The sequence below is a fragment of the Pseudoalteromonas sp. LC2018020214 genome (assembly GCF_016598755.1).
Taxonomy (GTDB): Bacteria; Pseudomonadota; Gammaproteobacteria; order Enterobacterales; family Alteromonadaceae; genus Pseudoalteromonas; species Pseudoalteromonas distincta.
Map to the genome: position 1 here is coordinate 2,127,067 of NZ_CP066804.1, position 22,278 is coordinate 2,149,344.

Sequence of the window (22,278 nt, forward strand, 5' to 3'; positions counted from 1 at the left end):
TTCAACTCAACACTTAACAAATTTATTTATGCCATGATAAGGTTATGTAAGATTGGATTAATTTTGGAAGCCATAATGATAAATTTAAGGTCACATAACACTCACCCTAAACTAATAAGTGCAGGCTTAACCGTTGCTATGTTTGCTATTAATGCACCCGCAAATGCAAAAAGCGATTACGTAAAAAACTATAAACAGCTCGATACTTTATCGCTTAGCGTTAATGCAGTAACAACAGCAGAAGGTGTAGTTATACCTTGGGCTATTGAGCCTTTAGCTAATGGTGATTTACTAATATCTGAGCGCAGCGGAACGTTATTTTTATTACCTAAAAATACCACTAAATTAACTAAGGTTTCAGGGCTCCCCGACATTGACGCTAATGGCCAAGGTGGATTGCTTGATTTAGCACTACACACCGATAGCAAGCAAAACCAATGGCTATACTTTAGTTACTCAAGTAGTGAGGGCAAAGGAAGCGGAAGTAACACCGCTTTAATGCGCGCCAAGCTAAGTAGCGATCATACGCAGCTATCTGATCAGCAATTGCTATACAAAGGCGAGCATAATAGTACCAAAGGCCAGCACTACGGCAGCCGTATTGTGTTTGATGATGAAGGTTATGTTTATTTTTCAATTGGCGATCGCGGCTCGCGCGACATAAACCCGCAAGATCTCACTCGCGATGGCGGTAAAATTTATCGCTTACACGAAGATGGTAGTATCCCAAGCGATAATCCGTTTGTTAAACAAAAAGATGCAAAACATGCGGCATGGTCTTATGGGCACCGTAATCCACAAGGCATGTGGTTTGATTATCAAAACAATATTTTATGGTCTCACGAACACGGGCCACGCGGCGGCGATGAACTTAATATTATAAAAAAAGGCGCTAACTACGGATGGCCTTTAGTAAGCTATGGCGTTAACTACAGCGGTACCAAGTTTACCGACCTTAAAGAAAAAGACGGCATGCAATCGCCCGTATTGCATTGGACTCCTTCAATTGCCCCTTCCGATATGTTGTATGTAACGAGTGATAAATACCCAAAGCTTAAAGGTAAGCTATTATTAGCATCAATGAAATTTGCATTCATTAGCGCACTGGAACTCTCAAATGGCAAGGTTGTTAAGCAATATAAATTACTCGATGGAATTGGCAGAGTACGCAGCTTAGCCCAAGGCAGTGATGGTTTTATTTATTTAGGTATTGATGGCCAAGGTATTAAACGCCTAGAGCCAGAAAAATAAACACTAGCACTAGCACTAGCACGCAAAATTACACCGTGTTTACTTTGCGCTTTTAAAGCGCAAAGTAAACATTTTCAACAAACAAAGAACTATTAAGCCCATTAATGCGTACACTAATTACACATAATTTAATAAATTAAGAGAATACTAATGTTTTCATTTTTAAAGCCTGATCCCGTAAAAAAACTGCGTAAAGAATACGATGTAAAACTAGAGCAAGGCATGCAGGCACAAAGAAAAGGCGACATTAAAAGCTTTGCCATGTTGAGCGCAGAAGCCGAAAAAATCTGGAGTGAAATAGAAACTCTAGAGGCTAAAAAAGCCAAATAATACCAATCGTGTTAAGTTATTAGACATTTATAGCGACGGATAAATAAAGTGATAACAAGGCATAAATTTCGACATGTAGTTGTTCTACATGAGAAGTTTATAACGCCGTTAACGCTTTATTTAGCACGCTAGAAAGGCTAAATATTTAAGTCGACTGGTATAAGTATATTTAAACGCGTCTACCCTGTTTTAAAAGAAGGAAGACGCGTTTAGTAAATAATTCATGACCTCGCTTTACTGCTTCCACCAACCCTAAACCCCCTTCTATAATATGTTTACACAAACAAGTGTGCTTAAGCCGTTACTTACGTTATCGCCACCGTTTTTTAGTGACTATTAAATGATTTAAAATCGGGTTTGGTTTTCATTTTAAATATTTAATTGCTGCATTTATATACCGCGCTGGAGCTTTTCCTCCTAAGTCAAAAAATGAGGACGTTTTCCTCTTTTCTGCATATTATTAAAAGAACATCCCGACTTAAAGTTTAATACTCGCAATGTGTTACAGGATTTGTTATTAATATTAAAAAATAATTAAGAGGACATACATTGCTCATAAAAAGAGGGAAGTGTCCTCTGATAAGCTGTTGTACCCTTTTCTGAGTTGGATAGTAATAATGGAAGTATTAGATAGCAAATTTGAAGATTCACATGATTTATGCTTTTTAATTCATGACATTATGGTGCAACTTCTTCACTCAGCTGAAAAGCAAAAAGCTTTCAATCAGACTTTTGATCTTACGGACGTCGAAGCTAAATCTTTAGAGTCTACCGAAGGGCACATAATTGAGTGGTTAGAGGATAATAAAAAGTATAAAGAAAGCTCTTTGGTTATTCGTTCAACTGTTCTTCCTGCTTTACTTTCCGACATGATGCATTGCATTTACGAAACTCTTCAAGCTTCTAAGAAAGGTAAATTGACAATTGCGTATATGCTAATTCGAAAACCTCTTCAAGAAAGCTTATTTGTGTTGGAATCAATGGCTCTAGATCGTAAGAAGTTCATCGAAGATTTTACTAATGAGCAAAAAAAGCTTTCACCAAGTAGTACGGGAGGTCTTGATGGGCATATTTCACGCATTGAAAAGGTGCTTAAAAAACTTGATTTTCCAGCTGTAGAAAGCTTTGATGCAAGCTACATAGCTCAACTACGCTATGATAAATCAATCGAAGATAGTTTTGATGGCGTATGCAATAAAGCAATGCATCTATTTACTTCACGTAAAACGTTAAAAACAGAAAGTAGAAATATAAATTTCATTTTTGCACGTGGCGAACAATATCCATCTTTATGGGCGTTTTTATATAGCAGGTTGCCATACTTACTATATTATATTTATCAGTTAGTTGAGCACATTTGTGCTGAATTAGCACCAACACACCCTAGTTACCTAAAACAGATGAATCGCTGGATCGCAGCTAAGGTTTTAGTCTCTTATCCAAGTGTTGAAGAGCGTTATAGGCATGAGAGTTTAGATAATCTGTTTGCGTCATTAACTTCATGGTTAGAGAGTGATTGTATTGCAAATGGTTTTAGTAATCTTGATGCCATCAACTTTGAAGAGCTAGTTGAAACAGGAATATATAATCTTCGTTGACTGGGGTATAACAAGCGCATCAAATCTGACGTCACACATTGTCCGATTTTTTGCTTAAAAGAAAAGGGCGCAAAAAAGCGTCCAACATACTCCGCAGCTTATGCGGGCGTTAGGTATTTAAACCCAAGTCGGGTGTTCAATGATAAAGGAGTATTATTTTGCAGTTTTTAGTAAACCCAAATGGAAATCCACCTCAAACACTACCAGAATCTTTTCGAAAGCTATTGAACTTATCATCTGGTTTTTGCAGAAGTTGGACTACCCAAGAGTTATCTGACGCTCAAGCTACGAGTGAAGAAGCGTTTGAGGTACTAGATCATATTCAAAACGAATTACTTCGTCATAGAGACGATAAAAGAAATGCTCCTAATTGGAGTTCTCATCCTCTTAAAGTGGCTTTATCTTTACCTGTAGGAAGTCTGATTAAGAATGCAACTTCCTATAAACAAAACTTTTTAAGCTTATCTCCTGGAAACGGTGCTCTTCCTGCTTCAGTCCCAGTGGAACCTTTGAGCTTGGAAGTAGCATTAAATAAACTAAAACATAGAGCTTCTATTGCAGTTAATTTTTCTATAACCAACTCAAATAGTCATTCTCTTTATATATTTACAAATGCTGGGATGGGGCAACCTGATTCCATCTCTGAGTTTAATATGGACGTTTTTTGTAATGTTGGTAAACAAGCTGCTAATGCCATATAAATACCTAACAAGAACATTAGACGGAATTTACTCTTCCCCCATTTAATAGGTATCACGATTGTTTTTACCATACACATTCTCAGGATTTATTTGCATTAGCAGTGCTGGGTTATCTATTGGTTTAAACCCGTATTGCGCATAAAGGCCATGCGCATCAGAAGTTGCTAATAAAAAGCGCCTGAGCCCTTGCAGCTCAGGGTGCTCTACTATCGTTTTAATGAGTAACTTACTCAGCCCATTTCCTTGCGAGTGCGGGGCAATAAATACATCGGCTAAATAGGCAAAGGTTGCTTTATCGGTCACGACTCGAGCAAAGCCAACTTGTTCGTTATGAGCGCTGTAAACACCAAAGCACATTGAGTTATCAATAGCCGATTGCATCACGCTTTTAGGGATGCCTTTGGCCCAATAGCTATTAGCAATAAAGTTATAAATAACGTTAAAGTTAAGTTTGCTTTTGTCTGTGCTAATTGAGTAATCACTAGTGTTTACTGTCATAAGTTAGTAGTCTTTTTTATCAATGTTTTTATAAACATTTCTATAGAACGTTCCTATAAATAGTCTTTAACGTTCCTATAGCCTATAAATAATCTTTAACGTTTTTTAGCTGTTTGTCGTGTACTTTTGAAAGCACTAACAATGAGCAAATAGCCCCAAATAACGCCAGTCCCATATCTGATTGGGTATCCCACACGTAACCTTGCGTGCCTAAAAACGCTTCTGCGTTTTCGCCGCTTAATACTGCAACCCACCATTCTATTAATTCGTAAAACGCGCTAAATGCTAAACATACCGAAATAACAAAGGTGATTAACCAACCTCGACCATTTACTACTTTTTTGCGCAGTAAAATTTCGCGTGCTAGTAGTGCAGGTACAAACCCTTGAAAAAAGTGCCCTACTTTGTCGTAGTTATTACGCTCGCTACCAAATAGGTTATCGAACAAAGGGACTTCGGCGTAGGTGTAATGCCCGCCAATCATCAGCACTATGCAATGCGCTAAAATAAATGTATATAAAATAGGGGTAAGTTTAAAGTGGCTATAGGTACTTGCTAGCAGCACTAAACCAATAATTGCGGGGATAACTTCAAGCAGCCATGTAAATTGATCTTTTGGGTTAATACCAGACCAAATTAATACAATAAAAAACAGGCTCAGCCATAAATACTTCATTTAGAATCCTTTTCTAAATTGATCAAATTTACGGCATTTTACGCCTTTGAAATAAACGACGCTACCTATAGTTTGTTTTTGCAGTAATGCGATTAAACAAAGTAGGAAAAAAGCGCTTAATTGTAGGCGCCCAACCACTTAAACCTTTGCCAATAATCACTTCGTCTTTTTTATTGCTAATGGCACGAATCATTTTTGAAGCCGCTACGCTTACATCCATCCCATTTTCTATCGACTCTTCTGGTTTATTTTGCGCTATGCCTTGCTCGTTTAGTGAGTTATGCGCAATTGCTGTTTTAATAGAGCCTGGGCAAATTGTTAAACAATGAATATTATGTTCTGCCACTTCTGCACGTAGGCAATCCATAAAACCAACAACCGCATATTTAGAACCCGAATAACCCGTTCTAAATTTTGAACCAACTTTACCCGCCACACTACTAATAGACACAATTGAGCCACTGCGCCTTGCCACCATAGTAGGCAATACAGCTTTAGTAAGTGCAATTAAGCCAAAGTAATTAACCTCCATTAACTGGCGATACACGTTAAAGTCGTTTTCTAAAAATAAGCTACGCTGCGATACGCCGCCGTTATTAATTAAAATATCTATTGCAGGAAGCTCGCCCATTTTTGCTGTTATTGTACTCAGTACATGCTCTGGCTGGGCTAAGTCCAGTGGCACAACTAAGTGCCCTTCGCCTTTAAGCGTTGCTTTTAAATCGTTTAGTTTATCTACATTGCGCGCCGATAAAATAACGCGCGCTCCAAGCTCGGCAAATTGTATAGCAAGCTCTTTACCAATACCTGACGATGCCCCGGTGATCCACACGGTTTTATTATTATATTGCATGCCCTATCTGCCTTTTATTGTTATTTATTAAGTTTTATTAAGTTACTTAGTAAAGTATTTTACGCCTTTGTAGGACCAGCTATCGCGTTTACTTCATCTTCTAATGTTTTGTAAAAACCCATTAAAAATAGTAGTTCAACAGTTACGTACAAAGGACCAATAATTAAACCAATTAGGTCATCTACAAACGCCGGTTTTTTACCTTCGTAATAGTGCCCAATAAACTGCAGTACCCAGCCAAATACAAACACACCTACGCCAATACTCAACCAAGGCCAAAACGCCATTGCCGCAATAGGCTGAGCACCAACAAGGAGTAAAGTGAATATCACGGCCATAATAAAGCCAAGCGAAAAGCTCAGCATAAAATAATAAACAACCGACGCTAATACAAAAAGTTGTGCACCATCAATTACTACACTACCAAGGGGTATTTGAATGCGCGCTAGTAAACACAACGCCGCAAATACAATCAGCGGAATACCAATAAAGTGCGTTAGTACATTACGCTTAGAACGATGATACAAACCATATTTACCAAGTTGCTGTTGAAGTGTTTTCATTGTTTTGCCTTTATTTTTATCTATAAAACTTACTTTAACAAAAGTAAGCACAGCAACAATGTCAGGTATCCGACACTTTGTAAATTAAACAAATGCAGAAATTATTTTACCCGGCTCATGCTCACCTTGCATATCCGTTCGCTCGCGCCCTTTTTGATACTCTTGCTCAAGCATTTTTTGAAGTTCCTCTATTTTAGAGGCAATTGTGCTAGGGTCTGCGCCCTCACTTTGCTGTTCTTTCATGAGGTCTTCTATTGTCGCTTTTAGCTCGTCTATTTTGTTTTTGTTTACACCTAAGCGCTGATAAACCAACGCTTCTTGAGCACTTTCTAAAAACGTTGGTTCTTTAGGGGCTGAACTAAAGCCTTTAGCATCACTTGTTTTTTCATTAGGGAGGGTATTAGTTGCCGCAACTTCGCTTGGACCTGCCGCTTTATTTACTGTAGGAGAGTTATAATTACTATATTGATTTTTAAAGGTTATTGTAGTCATTAGCTCAAATCCATTGTTGCGTTACATTATCTGTAGCAATTTTGGTTCCAACTAAATAAAACAGCCTCTATTTAAGCTTGTGTAGCACGCGCCTGTAGCTTTTGTTTATCTAAAACTGTTATGCGTTGATACCCCAAACTAATAGCTTGTAAGCTAACAAGCTGTTGCAGTATTTGATTAATAGTTTGGCGCGTTAGGTAGGTCATATCAGCAAGTTGCTGCTGAGATAAAACAAGTGGTGTTAAGTGCTCTGTATGCTCGCTGAGCATTAAAAGTCGATTGCATACTTTTTGCTCAGCGCTTAGTAATGCGTGATCTTCCATTGAGGTAAACATTAGGCGTAACTTTTGTGCCAACAATAAACCAAACTCCTGCCAATATTGTGGCTGCTTGTTTAATAGCTGTTCAAGCTCGCGTTGGGGCACGTAAAAAAGCACAACATCAGTTTGTGCATATACATCATGAGTGCGCAGGCCACCATCAAATAAGGTAACTTCGCCAAACCACAGTGATGAATCAATAAAGCTCAATACAGCTTCTTTGCCTTCGTTACTTACGCCACTAATACGCACAACGCCGCTAAGCACTGCATAAATTCCATCGTGCTTATCACCTCGCAAAAATAATGATTGCTGAGCTTTTAGCGAGAGCGTTTTGCCCTGCGTTAGTAAAAAACTTTTTAAATAAGCGCTACGGTTTTTAAACCAATGCCCTTGCTCTATTACGTTTTGCTGCTGTGGAGTCATTATTTACTGCATTTGCTTATTAAATGGCTGTTTTTCACTAACCAATTTTTTAGGGAAATTTAAATCGGTTGCTATAACAAAATCATCGTAAGGATCATTACCCGAAAACAGCTCAGTAATTAATGTATCGTTTTTATAAACATTAACGGTTACACCACTGCCCATACCGCCTGAGTTAATAATATAGTAGTGATATTCGCCGTTACTAAAAAATAAAATACTCTCGCCAATACGCCCTACTTGCCTGTAGTAACTGCCAAATGGTGAATCTGGTGTAGCTTCTTTTTCAAGCCCTATGTCATTAACTCTACCAAATCGATAACTAAGCGATGAGTCATCTTTTGCAACGCAAATAGAAAGCACTTTATCGGTAGGCTCTAACTTGTAGGCTGTATTTTCATCTGGGTTACGCACAACTTTATGCATTTTTGCGTTAATGTAGGCTGCTTCATTACTTTTACAATGTGTTGCTAGCATACCGACCACTAAAGCGGGTTCGTTTGTTTGAGCTGCTGAAGGCGTGTTTACTTTGAGATTAGAGGGTGAGTTACTTACATTATTATTTAGCTGAGGACTACCTTGAATTGCCATACTTTGATCGTCACAACCAAACAGAGCAAACAAGAAGAAAGAATAAAAGCTCGCTAAAAATTTAATGCGCATAATAAAATCCATCTATGAGAGAGCCTTTAAAATAGCGATAAAACTAGCGACTCGCAACACCTTATGCGCAATACTTTATAAGTTTATTTTTAAACCATCTTCTGCAAAAACTACGTTACTTTTTAGTGATTTAATTAACGATTTTTTAAACAACTACTGGTTTTTAATGACCGATTCATAAACTGAGATAGAACCGCCGCTTGATGCGTTTTCATCAATTGCGTTGTACATAATCACTACATCGGCATTTTCGCTAAGTTAGCAAATGTACCTATTTTTTGTTGAGTGACCAACGGCCGATTTATTAATTTTAGCTAGTATTAAAAGCTGATTTAAACACCTTATAAAAGTGTGTAAATAACTAAATTAATCAATAATTGGTTTTCTTATAATAAAATGTTGTTACAGCACTATTGCAAACGGTTTTTTATAACCAACTGTAATTTGTAATTTAAATAAAATTAAATCCAAAAAACATACATTTTAAAAACAATTTAGTCTCATTTTATTAAAACAACAGTTGACCCTATTCAAAATATAAACTAGCATTTCTGGAAGCGCTTCCACAAATTCTAGTTAAACAGATTTTTCTGGAAGCGCTTCCACACATTTGACAATGTTTATAACTACACAATAACAGCCCCATACAAGCTGTTAATAATAATGATAAAAGCGCGAGGGAAACCGAATGTCCAACCATATTGTAAGAAAAACAAAGATAGCGACCAGCCTATCTCTGATTTTAGGTGCATCAATCTCTTTGCCTGTATATGCACAAGAAGCAAATACAGATGTTGAAGTAATCCAAGTTACTGGTTTTAAAAGCAGTATTAAAGAGTCGACTCGTTTAAAACGCGACGCCGCCGGTGTTGTAGATGCTATATCAGCTGAAGATATTGGTAAATTCCCAGATACCAACTTAGCCGAGTCGCTACAGCGTATTACGGGTGTGTCGATTGATCGCTCAAATGGTGAAGGCTCTAAAGTAACGGTTCGTGGTTTTGGCCCCGACTACAATATGGTAACCCTAAACGGGCGTACAATGCCGGCGGCATCTTTGCCTGCAGGCGGTGGTACACCCAGCTCTCGAGCATTTGATTTTGCAAACTTAGCGTCTGATAGCGTTAAATCGGTTGAAGTATATAAAACTGGTAAAGCTAGCATTGCATCAGGTGGTATTGGCGCAACAATTAATATTAATACGGCTCGCCCGCTCGACAATCCAGGCTTTGTTTCAAGCATTGGCGTAAAAGCATTACACGACTCAACAAACCGCGTTGGTGATGACATAACACCTGAGCTTTCGGGGTTAATTAGCTGGACCGACAGTGAAGCTAAATTTGGTGCCTCGTTAACTGCAAGCATGCAACAGCGCGATAGCTCATCAACAGGTGCGTTTGTAAATCAATGGAATACATCAGCTTTTGACGGCACAATCCCACAAGCTGCAGACGATATTGTTTTAACTAATGCACCCGCTGTTGGTCAGCTTTATTCAATGCCATCAGATTTGCGCTACACCATTGCCGATAGAGAACGTACTCGTACAAACGCGCAATTAACGCTGCAATACAGCCCTATTGACGATTTAACAGCCACGCTTGATTACACATATTCTAAGCAAGATTTATTCGAAGCCCGTGCTGAGCAATCAATTTGGATGGATAACTACAAAAGCGCGCTAACATTTGACGACAACACGGTAAAAACTCCTATTTATTACCGAGAAGAACGTCGCGATCAGCAAACACGCGATTTAGGTTTAGCGTTTCAAGAGCTAAACCAAGTTAACCAAAACGACTCTATTGGTTTAAACGTTGAGTACTATTTCAACTCAGAATTGAGCTTTATGTTTGATGCGCACAATTCAAAAGCCACTAGCAAACCAGATGCACCTTACGGCAGCTGGGTAAACGCAGGCTTGGGCGCAAACGTAGTTAACGCACAAGAAGTTGATTTTAGCCGCGAGCTTCCATCAATGAGTATCGATTTTGATGATTGCCGCCGAGACAACCTAAATTGTAATAACACATTAGATGCCTCTGATGTGGGTACGTCTATTTTAGATTCTAACTTTGCTCGCCAAGAATCTGAAATAACAGAATTTAGAATCCATGGTAAATACGAAATTGAAAACGGTGCAATTGACTTTGGTATAGAGTCTCGCTCTATGGAAAGCCATTCACTGCAATCACTTACACGTAATACAATGGGTAACTGGGGTATCGAAAACCCCGGCGAACTACCTGATGGCTACCTAAACCCAACAAACTTTTTAGCTGAGTTTGACGACTACGATACATCAGGCTCGTTCAACCAAGGTTATACCGGCAGCGCATCGCAAATTGGTTACTGGGCAGGTGAAGAATACGGCTTTAACTTTGCAGCCGATGGCGCATTTGCAACAAACCGCACCATTGAAGAAGATATAACCGCAGCGTTCGTGCAATTTACTTACAACGGTTACATTGGCGATATGCCATACAACATTGTTATTGGCGCGCGCCAAGAGTCTACCGACATTACCTCAACGGCTAATATCGATTTACCTAACGCAGTAGCGTGGGAAGGTAATAACGACTTTAACGTTCGTTTTGGCTCGGCTAAAGAAGATTTCACGCTTAAATCTAGCTACGATCACTTTTTACCAAGCTTTGACTTTGATATAGAAGTAATCGAAAACGTAAAAGCGCGTTTTTCTTATAGCACAACAATTGCTCGCCCAACTTACGACAACTTAAGTTCAGCAGCGACTGTTGGTGTACCAGGTGCCCCTACTCTTTTAGCGGGTTCTTCACCGGCTACAGCGTCAACAGGTAACCCTGGTTTAGTGCCGCTAGAATCAGATAATATTGATGTATCGGCTGAGTGGTACTTTGCAGAAACAAGTTATGTGTCGGTAGGTTATTACACTAAAGACATCGAAAACTTTATTGGTTTAACACCCATGACGCAAAACTACTACGGATTACGTGATGCAACAGCGGGCCCTCGCGCTCAAGCTGCCATTGCTGAGCTAGAATCTCGCGGACTTGCCCTAACCGATTCAAACTTATTTCAAATGGTTGCCGCAACAGAAAACAATGTTGATTTTGACTCTATGACCTACGAAGAGTTTGAAGCCGCTTACGATGTAATTGCTAACAGCGACGACCCATTACTAGAATTTACAGCGCAAGTACCTACCAACAATAAAAATGCCACTATTGATGGTTTTGAAATTGCCTTTCAGCACTTTTTTGGTGAAAGCGGTTTTGGTGTGCAAGCAAACTACACCACAGTTAATGGCGACATAGACTTTGATGTAAACGCTGATCCTACTACTACACAATTTGCACTAGTGGGTTTAAGCGATACAGCTAACTTTATTGCAATGTACGAAAACGATGATTTTCAAGCACGTATTGCTTACAACTGGCGTGATAAGTTTTTAAATAGCGCAGCTCGATACGTAAACGAGCCAGGCTTTACTGAAGAATATTATCAAATCGACTTTAATGTTGCGTACAACTACAGCGAGCAACTATCGTTTTTTGTTGAAGGCCTTAATATTACTGAGCAAAACAGCCGCGAACATGGCCGTACGTCAGTTCAATTGTGGAACCTACAACAGCTAGGTGCACGTTACAATATTGGTATGCGTTACAACTTCTAAAGGTAATACAAAGTAAAGCCGTTAGTTTTTACTAGCGGCTTTTTTGTATTTAAAACAGTATTAATGCTAGTTTAATTGTTATCAACTTTAGGGTGTTAACTCATGACCAAACCAATAACAAAAATAGTCGTTTTAGGCGGTGGCACTGCCGGTTGGCTAAGCGCAGGCTTATTAGCTGCCGAACACCCGCACCTTAATGTAACGTTAGTGGAGTCGGCAAATGTGCCTATATTGGGCGTAGGTGAAGGCACATGGCCGTCAATGCGCAATACGCTACAACGCATTGGCATTAAAGAAAGTGATTTTCTAACCCAGTGCGACGCGTCATTTAAGCAAGGTTCTAAATTTATAAATTGGCGCAACCTCAGCGAGGGAGAAAACTACTACCACCCTTTTATGAACCCACAAGGCTACGAGCACACTAATTTACACGCCAGCTGGCAACGTATTGCACCTAACCAAAAATTTGCCGACGTTGTTAATATGCAAAGCTTTGTATGCCAAGCAGCACTTGCACCAAAGCAATTACAAACACCTGAATATGCAGCGGTCACCAACTATGGTTATCATTTAGATGCGGGTAAATTTGCTGAATTTTTAAAAAATCACTGTGTTAAAAACCTAAACGTTACGCATATTATTGACGATGTAACCGAGGTTATTAACGACGATCATGGCTATATTGCCTCATTAAAAACAAATAATAATGGCGATATAACAGGTGATTTATTTATAGATTGCTCAGGCTCTTGCGCTCGTTTAATTGGTGAGCATTTTAATAGTGAGTTTATAGCGCAAGATCATATTTTATTTAATAACAGCGCTGTTGCGGCGCAAATACCTAATGCACACATCAATCAACCAATTGCCTCTGCTACGCTATCTACAGCACAAAGTAACGGCTGGGTTTGGGATATAGCCCTGCCAACACGCCGTGGCACAGGTTATGTATTTAGTAGTAAATATCAAAGTGATGAAAGCGCAACAAATACACTAAAAAGCTACATAGCCAAAAGCACCAGTGAGCAACAAGCTGAGCAACTTACCTACCGTGTATTAAAATTCAGCCCTGGTTACAGGCAAAAATCTTGGATTAAAAACTGTGTTGCCGTGGGTATGTCTGCTGGCTTTTTAGAGCCACTTGAAGCGTCAGCTCTTGCTATGGTTGAGCTTTCAATTAGCATGATAAGCGAGCAACTACCGCAAAACCGCACCCACATCAGCCAGCTTAAAACGCGTTTTAATGACCGTTTTAGCACTCGTTGGCAGCGCGTTATTGAGTTTTTAAAACTTCATTATGTGCTAAGCGAGCGCGACGACACTCCTTATTGGCAAGATATTAGTAATTTAAATACCGCGCCCGAGCGCCTGCAAAACTTACTTAAACTTTGGCAATTTCAGCCCCCTAGCCGCTTTGATTTTATTGAAAACGAAGAAGTGTTTTCATCAAGCAGTTACCAATACGTTTTATATGGCATGGGCTTTAATACACAAACAGTATCTGCACAAAATACATTTAACGACCCACGCGCTGGGGATTACTATTATCAGCAAAATCGCGAAAAAATAGCGCAGTGCTTAAATGGACTGCCAAGTAATCGCGCGCTTTTAAATCATCTTTTATTAAATAATGGGCAGCCACATAATGACTAAAACAAACGCTGTTAAAAACGTAGTAATTGCTGGAGGCGGCACTGCAGGTTGGATGGCCGCAGCAGCACTTGCTAAACTAGTTGGTAACAATATAAACATAACCCTTGTTGAATCTGACGATATTGGCACTGTAGGTGTTGGCGAAGCAACAATTCCGCCTATTCGTACATTTCATAAATTGCTGGGTATAAACGAGCAAGCATTTATGAAAGCCACTCAAGCAAGTTTTAAGCTAGGTATTAGCTTTGAAAACTGGGGCGATGAAAACACGCATTATATTCACTCATTTGGCGCAACGGGCAAAGAATGTTGGGCGGGTGAATTTCATCACTTTTGGCTGCAAGGTCAAGTACTTGGAATAAACAACCCATTTGGCGATTACTGCTACGAGCTGCAAGCGGCTAAAGCCGGTAAATTTGCGTTTAATCAGCAAAACCCTATTAACTATGCCTACCATATGGATGCCACGCGTTACGCACAGTTTTTACGTGAATTTTCAGAGCCACTGGGTGTAAAACGCATTGAAGGTAAAATACAAAAAGTAGTAAAAAACCCTAAAACGGGCCATATAGAATCATTGATTTTAAATAATGGCGAGCATATTAACGGCGACTTTTTTATTGATTGCACCGGCTTTAGAGGCTTATTAATAGAGCAAGCATTGCATACTGGCTATGAAGACTGGTCGCATTTACTACCGTGTAACAGCGCCATTGCGGTGCAAACAAAATCAACCAGCGATACCGTATTGCCACTTACCCGCTCTATTGCCCACAAAAGCGGCTGGCAATGGCGTATACCGCTGCAAAACCGTGTCGGCAACGGATTAGTTTATTGCAGCCAATATATGGATGATGAGCAAGCCAAAGCGCTCTTATTAAGTAACATTGAGGGCGAGCCGCTTACAGAGCCACGTATTATTAAATTTAAAACAGGGCGCCGCTTAAAAGGCTGGAACAAAAACTGCTTAGCGCTTGGCCTTGCTAGCGGTTTTGTTGAACCACTTGAGTCCACCAGCATTCACTTAATTATGTCGGGTATTATTCGCTTTATGCGTTTATTTCCGTTTAATGGCATTACCAATCACGCCATTGACGAATACAACAAACAGCTTAAAAGCGAAATTGAAAATATTCGCGACTTTATTGTGCTGCACTACAAAGTAACTAATCGCGATGACAGTGAGTTTTGGCAACACTGTAGCGCTATGGAGGTGCCAAAAACACTTCAACATAAAATTGATTTGTTTAAACAAACCGGCCGTGTGTTTTTAGACGATGGCGATATTTTTAGAGTCGATTCGTGGGTGCAAGTTATGCTTGGTCAAGGTATTGAGCCTAATCAACATCACTTAATAGCCAGCATGATGAGTAATGAAGAACTCACCCGTTTTTTACACGGTATTAAGCAACAAATAGAGCAACGCGTAAGCCAATTACCGCCTCATCATGAGTTTTTAAAACAATATTGCCCAGCATAAAAAAAGCCCTTACTAGGGCGTGTTGTTCTTTGGTGGTTGAATTTGCAGCAGCATATTTGGTTTTTAGGCAAGGCAGAGCCTATGTAGTGTGGTTATTCCCCATAAATAGGCGATAACGTAGCATAAATGCCAAACATGCGCTGCCCGTAGGGTTCTGCCTAGGGGCAATTTACTCTTTGTTGCTCGGTTTTTACTTAGCCCACTAGGTTACAAACCTCGCGCCGCGATTAAATTGCCCCTAGATTGAACAAATTTCAATCCACAAAGATCAACACGCCCTTAGGGCTTTGAGACAACACAATAAACTTAACTTATAAGCACTCTACTACTCACACTTTATTTTTGCTGTTTCAGCGCCTTGTGGTTCAAAGCTAATATCTGCAACTGAAACGCTAAGCTCTCCTGCCGTTTTAATAATAAAAGGGCTGGTTACTCTGGCAAAATCAACGCCCTTTTTAGCAAAACACGTTAAATCAATACTCATGGTTTGCCATGTATTTAAATCCGCATTTTTAAGCTCATTGGTAATATCAAGCTCGCCACCACAGCCTTGTTCGCATTTCATTGCAAGGTATGTCTGTGAGCTAGGTATTTGGTTTACTTTATAGCTAAATCTAAGGGCTGAATTTGCTTCAATGTAGGCCACTTTGTCTTCGGTAAAGTTACTATTAATTTCGATATAGCTGGCTGCAGTGCCATCAAAATTAAATTGCATCGCATCTTCTTGAATCGCTTTGTCTTCAGTGCGATAAGTAATGCCGCCGAGCTTTACACTGTTACTTGCTACTTGGTGCTGCTCGCTGTTTGAATTTAAAAACAAACGCCACGGTGTTTTAAAACTGCCATTAAATATAGATAACGGCGCAAGGTTACTAATATCAACACCTGAGTCTTCATTTAGATTATTGCCAAGCGTACTTTCATCTTTATACGTTAAGCCAAAGCCATAGGGTAATAATGGCGAGTAATCAGCATCGCCCTTATTTACTGCGGTTTGAAGTGGCGATTTAGGCCACGAGAAAGACAACTTACCTTTAAAGTCGTATTGTACCTTCCCATTTTCATCCGCTAGTAAAACATCTGCAATGCCTTGCCCTTCAGTGCCAGGAAGCCATGCTGCTACAAATGCATCTGACGCGTTAAGCTCGCTGTTAACCCACATTGGTCTGCCCGATATAAACACAGAAACAACCGGTATATTTTGCTGCTTTAATGTTTTTAATATTTTAAGAGAGCGTTTATTGTTACGTTCAAACTCAAGGTTGTCTTTATCGCCATGCCCCTCTGCGTACGGTTCTTCACCAAATACAACAATGGCTACATCGGGTTTGGTATTAAATTCACCCGTTGGGCTTAAAATAGCGTTACCGCCAGCAGCCTCTATTTGCGTTTTTAGCCCCGCATAAATAGAGGTTGCCCCAGGAAAATCAGCATTTTGATTATTAGTTCCCTGCCACGTAATACTCCAACCACCCGATTGCTTGCCTATGTTATCGGCCGCATCGCCTGCTATGAGTATGTTGCTTGATGGGTTAAGCGGTAATAAATGGTTGTTGTTTTTAAGCAGTACTAACGACTCTTGTACCGCTTGGCGGGCAATATCGCGATGTGCTGGCGCACCTATTAGTTTTAATTTACCTGAATATTTTCGATTTGCGGGGCTTGGTTTATCAAATAAACCTGCACGTAATTTAACGCGTAAAATACGTGCTACGGCGTCATCTATTCGCGCCATTGTTATTGTGCCCGCTTTTACTTGTTTAATTGTATTTTCATAAAGTGGCTTCCAAGCACCCGTTGGCACCATAAAAATATCAAGCCCCGCATTAACAGCTTGCGGGCAACTTTCATTTGTACAGCCTGCAACTTGTCCGTGTCCGTTCCAATCTCCTACAACAAAGCCATCAAAACCCATTTTTGTTTTTAATACATCGGTAAGTAAGTATTTGTTGCCGTGATTTTTTTTACCATTCCAGCTATTAAACGATGCCATAACCGACTGACTACCTGCGGTTAAGCCACCTATATAACCTTGCGCATGAATGTTATATAACACCTCTTCGCTATCAATGTTATCGCCTTGATCGTCACCATCTACTGTGCCGCCATCGCCTAAAAAGTGCTTAACGGTACTAATTACGCGTTTATCACTTAAAAAGTCTTCATCGGCTCTGCCTTGCAATCCGTTTACAATTGCGGCTGAATACTCACGTACAATTGCAGGGTCTTCTGAGTAGCCTTCGTACGTTCTGCCCCATCGGTCGTCGCGCACAACCGCAACAGTTGGTGCAAACACCCAATCTATGCCTGTTGCCATTACTTCTATTGCCGTAGCTGCTGCAATTTGCTCAATTAATGCAGGATTATTTGCTGCACCTAAACCAATATTGTGCGGAAATAACGTCGCCCCAATCACATTATTATGGCCATGTACGGCATCGGTGCCCCACATGGTCGGAATTTTACTGCCATCAATTGAGTCATCAACCGAGGCTTGGTACATGCTCTCAGCAAGTGTTATCCAATCTGCAGGCGTTGCATGCTTATTAGCATTCGGGAACGAGCCACCGCCATTTAAATACGAACCAAAACCGTATTTGCGCATATCTTCAACACTAATATCGCGAATTTCAGGTTGGATCATCTGCGCTACTTTTTGCTCAAGTGTCATTGTTTTTAAATACTGTGCAATTGTATTTTCAATTTCAGGGGTTTTAACTACCTTACTTTTAAGGGTTGGCCAAAGTGATAAATCACCTTGCTCATGCTCAGTCTTTTTGACTACGGCGCTTTGGCTATTATTTGCGTTAATCTCTTGTTTATTACACCCACTTAAAACGCACAATCCTCCAATTAAAATGGGGAGCATGTGTAACCTGTTAGTGTTTAAGCTTTTTTTCATTTTTATAGCCCTGTGTTGTGTCAGTGTGATTTTGTGAGCGCCCATTTGTTATTTAAATTTAACTATTGACCTGTTTAACAATAGCCACTAACCTAAATATGGAAGCGCTTCCTTAAAGTTATTAAATACCATACTTAGTGATTAATCAAATTAAATATGGAAGCGCTTCCAATAGTGAATTTAATATACGCTCTATACAAAGCAAACTTTACCAAAAAAGAAGCAGAGGTTTTCTCTTAATGAAACAATTATCTTTACCTAGTGGCTCACCACTTTTAGCCAAAAATTTTACTTATGGTGTAGCTACGGCCTCATTTCAAATTGAAGGTGGCGCAGCTGATCGCTTGCCATGTATTTGGGATACCTTTTGCAGTAAAGAAGGCAAAATAGTCGATAATTCAAATGGCGATGTAGCCTGCGAGCACTACACTCGCTGGAAAGACGATATAAACTTAATTGAATCATTAGGTGTGGACGCTTACAGACTTTCGATTTCGTGGCCGCGCGTAATGACTAAAAGCGGTCACTTAAACCCGACAGGCGTTAAGTTTTATACCGACATTTTAGATGAATTAAAACGCCGTAACATTAAAGCTTTTGTAACGCTGTACCACTGGGATTTACCACAACATATTGAAGACGAAGGTGGCTGGCTTAACCGTAACACCGCTTACGAATTTGCACATTACACAGATTTAATTACCAAAGCTTTTGGGGAACGTGTGCACTCTTACGCCACCTTAAACGAGCCTTTTTGCAGCTCTTACTTAGGTTACGAAATAGGCGTACATGCGCCTGGCATAGTAGGTCGCGAATTTGGTCGCAAAGCCGCGCACCACTTATTACTAGGTCACGGTTTGGCTATGCAAGTACTTGCTAAAAATAGCCCAAATACGCTAAACGGTATTGTACTTAACTTTACGCCTTGTTACTCAGTTACCCAAAGTGAAGACGATTTAAAAGCCACTGCATTTGCTGATGACTATATAAACCAATGGTACATGCAGCCTGTAATGCAAGGTAAATACCCTGATATTATTAAGCAATTACCTAAAGCCCACCGCCCAGATATTTTAGATGGCGACATGGAAATAATTGCTCAACCGCTAGATTATCTAGGAGTTAACTTTTATACCCGCATGCATTATCAAGCAAGCGAAACCGACTTTTACCATGAGCTGCCACATAAAGCGCCAATGACCGATATAGGCTGGGAAATTTACCCTAAAGCGCTGACAGAATTACTTGTATCGTTAAACGAAAAATACACCCTACCGCCTATTTATATTACCGAAAACGGCGCAGCCATGGCTGACGAATTTAAAGACGGTGAAATCAAAGATAACGACCGTATTGAATATTACCACGAGCATTTAAATGCCCTGCATAAGGCAACCGAGCAAGGCGTAAAAGTAGATGGTTACTTTGCCTGGAGCCTAATGGATAACTTTGAATGGGCAGAGGGATATTTAAAGCGCTTTGGAATAGTACACGTAGACTACAACACACAAAAACGAACTGTTAAAGCCAGCGGTAAAGCGTACAGTAACCTAATAACTAGCCGATAATTTATCGGCTTATAACAATAAGAACACACACTGTGAACAAACTCCCTTTATACGAAAAAGTAGGTTACGCCATGGGCGACGCCGGCGCTAACTTAGTATGGCGCGGCGCGCTTGCTTATTTAGCGGTGTTTTACACCGATACATTTGGCATATCGGCAGCCGCCGCTGCCATGTTGTTTTTGGTGGTAAGGCTGTCTGATGGCGTAACCGATATTATTATGGGTATGATTGCCGACAGAACGCAGTCGCGCTTTGGTAAATTTCGCCCGTGGATACTCTACTCGGCACCATTTTTGGGCTTGTTTATGGTGTTGTGTTTTACTACACCCGACTTTAGCACCACCAATAAACTTATTTATGCTTACGTAACTTACATAGGTTTAACGCTTGCTTACACCGTAAGTAACGTGCCCTACTCGGCACTTATGGGCGTAATGACACCAGACGATACAGAGCGTACAAAGCTCTCTGGTTTTAGGTTTGCAGGTGCGTTTACTGGTGGCTTATTGGTTATGGGTTTTTTACCTGAGCTAGTAGCTTTTTTTGGTGGCGGCGACAACGCCAAAGGCTATCAGCTTACTATGTACTTATTTGCCAGCTTACTTATTATTTTAATGATTATAACGTTTGCGACCACCAAAGAACGTGTAACACCGCATGCCTCAAATGAAGGCAATTTAAAATCAGAGTTGTTTGATTTAACCAAAAGCCTGCCATTTATAATCCTACCCTTGCTTGCTACCACCCTGTTTTTTTATTACCGCGATTTATACAGCGGTGTATTTTTTACCCTTGTTATGGCTGCAATGACATTCGTTATTAAAAAATTGCTCAGTAAAGATAAGCAAAGCTTAACGGGCTCACAGCGCGATATGGTTGATCTTCTGACCAACAAACCTTGGCTGGTATTACTCGGCATTGGTTTTTTAACCATGATGTTTAATGGCATAAAATACGGTGTAATTGCGTACTACTTTAAGTACCACGTAGCTAATGAACTCATGGCTGGGCAATACTTTATCGCTTTATTGGTTGTATCTATATTAGGCGCACTTGCCACAGGTAAACTGGCCGAAATTATGGGTAAACGAAACCTATTTATAGCATCATTAATGCTTAGCGGCATACTCACTACTGCATTTTACTGGGTACCTAGTGATAACCTTATTGCTGTATTTACCTTTGGTTGCGCTGCTGAATTTTTTGCCGCGATGATGCCAACATTATTTTTTAGTATGCTTGGTGATTCAGCCGATTATTCCGAGTGGAAAAACAAACGCCGCGCTACAGGCTTAATTTATTCTGCGGGTACATTTGTACAAAAAACCGGTGGTGGATTTGCCGGTGCATTAGTATTGGTGGTACTTGCAGGCTACGGCTATAACGGTATGGATGAGCTAACAATTACACAAGCCTTACCTGGTATGCAGCTACTTATGAGCTGGATACCTGCCGCATTTGCTTTTTTAGGCGCCGCATTGATGCTTATTTATCCACTTACTTCAGCGATGACGCAAAAAATAACAGAAGACTTAGCAATTAGACGCAGTAATGTGTAAATTAACTTTTAATGACCCTTCGCATTTTATATTTTTTATAAAGCGCGAGTAAAAATACATATAAGCTAGGACATCAATGGCGACAATTTATCAAGTATCAGAAATGGCAGGTGTGTCTTTATCAACTGTTTCAAGGGTACTTAACGACAACGACTACGTAAGTAAAAAAACTAAAAAAAAGGTATTAGAAGCAATGAAAGAGCTAGGCTATCAGCCAAGTTCTATTGCTCGCTCTTTGGCGTCTAGCACTACAAACAGCGTCGGTATTTTAGTTTCTGAGTTGGATGGTCCGTTTTTTGGTCAAATGATGTCAGCCATTGAAGAGCACCTTCGTATTGCGGGTAAACACGTTATTATTACCCCTGGGCACAGTGACGAGAAAAAAGAAAAAAGCGGCTTTGAATTTTTAATAGGCCGTAATTGCGACGCTATTATTGCCCACGTAGAAGCGGTATCAAACGAGTACCTAATTGAGTTAAGTAAAGGCAAAACCCCTATTTACTTAATGAGCCGCTACGTTAAAGAAATTGAAGAAAACTGCATTAGCCTCGACAACGTAATGGGTGGCTACTTAGCCACTAAAGCCATGATCAACAAAGGTCATAAAAACATTGCGTACATAGCAGGTCCGCAGTTTAAAGAAGATGCGTCAAATCGTTTAAAAGGCCACAAAAAAGCCCTAGCAGAATACAACCTAACCTTTGACGAAAACCTATTTTACATAGGCGACTTTAAAGAAACTGGCGGCAGCGACGGCTTAAGGCATTTTATTCAAAATAAAGCGCAAATAACCGCCCTTGTATGTGCCAATGACGAAATGGCATCGGGTGCTATGAAATACGCCCGCGAACACGGTTTTAACCTACCAAAAGATTTAGCCATTATTGGGTTCGATAACGTAATTTTCACCAATTACCTCTACCCAACACTGACTACAATAGATAATCCAGTTCCCGAAATGGGCCGAGCTGCGGCTAACTTAGTACTTAAAGACATTTATAAAAAAAGCGGCATAACAGTAAAGCACGTGTTTCAGCCAAAGCTTATTTTAAGAGACTCAACACCGGATATTAATTAACTTTAAACCGTA

The 22,278-nt window shown here is 40.0% G+C and carries 18 protein-coding genes; 10 read left to right on the plus strand and 8 right to left on the minus strand.

Translation table 11 applies throughout. From position 1 onward, the window contains the following. Positions 1-75: 75 nt before the first annotated feature. From JG479_RS09360 to JG479_RS09375, 4 genes are all read left to right on the plus strand, one after another. Positions 76-1,251, plus strand: a complete 1,176-nt coding sequence (locus tag JG479_RS09360) for a PQQ-dependent sugar dehydrogenase (protein ID WP_200218923.1) — start codon at positions 76-78, stop codon at positions 1,249-1,251. Positions 1,252-1,401: 150 nt separating this feature from the next. Next, a complete protein-coding gene (locus tag JG479_RS09365; RefSeq protein ID WP_007375469.1) occupies positions 1,402-1,581 on the plus strand; it encodes a DUF6435 family protein in 180 nt (59 codons plus the stop codon). A gap of 617 nt (positions 1,582-2,198) precedes the next feature. Continuing rightward, complete coding sequence (locus JG479_RS09370) at positions 2,199-3,179, plus strand: hypothetical protein (protein ID WP_200218925.1); 981 nt, start codon at positions 2,199-2,201, stop codon at positions 3,177-3,179. A 158-nt stretch (positions 3,180-3,337) separates the two neighbouring features. Beyond that, positions 3,338-3,880 carry a hypothetical protein gene (locus JG479_RS09375; protein ID WP_200218928.1) on the plus strand — a complete coding sequence of 181 codons (543 nt, stop codon included), beginning with the start codon at positions 3,338-3,340 and terminating at the stop codon, positions 3,878-3,880. 42 nt (positions 3,881-3,922) lie between these two features. Here the strand turns inward: JG479_RS09375 and JG479_RS09380 are convergent, their stop codons facing one another. From JG479_RS09380 to JG479_RS09410, 7 genes are all read right to left on the minus strand, one after another. Continuing rightward, positions 3,923-4,378, minus strand: coding sequence for a GNAT family N-acetyltransferase (locus tag JG479_RS09380; protein WP_200218930.1), 456 nt, complete (start codon positions 4,376-4,378; stop codon positions 3,923-3,925). 82 nt (positions 4,379-4,460) lie between these two features. After that, entirely contained in the window at positions 4,461-5,054 is a 594-nt protein-coding gene (locus tag JG479_RS09385) for a DUF2238 domain-containing protein (RefSeq protein ID WP_149604942.1), read from the minus strand. Between the two features lie 61 nt (positions 5,055-5,115). Continuing rightward, positions 5,116-5,907 (minus strand): SDR family oxidoreductase, encoded by a 792-nt coding sequence (locus tag JG479_RS09390; protein WP_200218933.1) that lies wholly within the window; start codon positions 5,905-5,907, stop codon positions 5,116-5,118. A gap of 59 nt (positions 5,908-5,966) precedes the next feature. Next, on the minus strand, positions 5,967-6,470 hold the full coding sequence (locus tag JG479_RS09395) for an Mpo1 family 2-hydroxy fatty acid dioxygenase (protein WP_010553511.1): 504 nt from the start codon (positions 6,468-6,470) through the stop codon (positions 5,967-5,969). An 84-nt stretch (positions 6,471-6,554) separates the two neighbouring features. After that, entirely contained in the window at positions 6,555-6,962 is a 408-nt protein-coding gene (locus tag JG479_RS09400; RefSeq protein WP_149602465.1) for a hypothetical protein, read from the minus strand. Positions 6,963-7,033: 71 nt separating this feature from the next. Further along, a complete protein-coding gene (locus JG479_RS09405) occupies positions 7,034-7,708 on the minus strand; it encodes a Crp/Fnr family transcriptional regulator (protein ID WP_002961843.1) in 675 nt (224 codons plus the stop codon). A gap of 3 nt (positions 7,709-7,711) precedes the next feature. Next, complete coding sequence (locus JG479_RS09410; protein ID WP_200218935.1) at positions 7,712-8,383, minus strand: hypothetical protein; 672 nt, start codon at positions 8,381-8,383, stop codon at positions 7,712-7,714. Between the two features lie 676 nt (positions 8,384-9,059). Here JG479_RS09410 and JG479_RS09415 point away from each other — a divergent pair. The 3 genes from JG479_RS09415 to JG479_RS09425 all read left to right on the plus strand — a co-directional run bounded on the left by JG479_RS09415 (position 9,060) and on the right by JG479_RS09425 (position 15,159). After that, a complete protein-coding gene (locus tag JG479_RS09415) occupies positions 9,060-12,026 on the plus strand; it encodes a TonB-dependent receptor (RefSeq protein WP_024606426.1) in 2,967 nt (988 codons plus the stop codon). Positions 12,027-12,128: 102 nt separating this feature from the next. Continuing rightward, a complete protein-coding gene (locus tag JG479_RS09420; RefSeq protein WP_200218938.1) occupies positions 12,129-13,679 on the plus strand; it encodes a tryptophan halogenase family protein in 1,551 nt (516 codons plus the stop codon). Further along, complete coding sequence (locus JG479_RS09425) at positions 13,672-15,159, plus strand: tryptophan halogenase family protein (RefSeq protein ID WP_200218940.1); 1,488 nt, start codon at positions 13,672-13,674, stop codon at positions 15,157-15,159. The genes JG479_RS09420 and JG479_RS09425 overlap by 8 nt, the downstream gene beginning before the upstream one ends. Positions 15,160-15,484: 325 nt before the next feature. On the opposite strand, the gene JG479_RS09430 is transcribed toward JG479_RS09425, so the two are convergent. After that, positions 15,485-18,061 carry a glycoside hydrolase family 3 protein gene (locus JG479_RS09430; RefSeq protein ID WP_200218943.1) on the minus strand — a complete coding sequence of 859 codons (2,577 nt, stop codon included), beginning with the start codon at positions 18,059-18,061 and terminating at the stop codon, positions 15,485-15,487. 239 nt (positions 18,062-18,300) lie between these two features. Between JG479_RS09430 and JG479_RS09435 the strand changes: the two genes are divergently transcribed. The 3 genes from JG479_RS09435 (at position 18,301) to JG479_RS09445 (ending at position 22,266) form a co-directional block, all read left to right on the plus strand. Then, positions 18,301-19,629, plus strand: a complete 1,329-nt coding sequence (locus tag JG479_RS09435; protein ID WP_200218945.1) for a GH1 family beta-glucosidase — start codon at positions 18,301-18,303, stop codon at positions 19,627-19,629. Positions 19,630-19,661: 32 nt separating this feature from the next. Continuing rightward, positions 19,662-21,188, plus strand: coding sequence for an MFS transporter (locus JG479_RS09440; protein WP_200218948.1), 1,527 nt, complete (start codon positions 19,662-19,664; stop codon positions 21,186-21,188). Positions 21,189-21,264: 76 nt separating this feature from the next. Further along, entirely contained in the window at positions 21,265-22,266 is a 1,002-nt protein-coding gene (locus tag JG479_RS09445; protein ID WP_002961833.1) for a LacI family DNA-binding transcriptional regulator, read from the plus strand. The last annotated feature ends 12 nt before the right edge of the window (positions 22,267-22,278 follow it).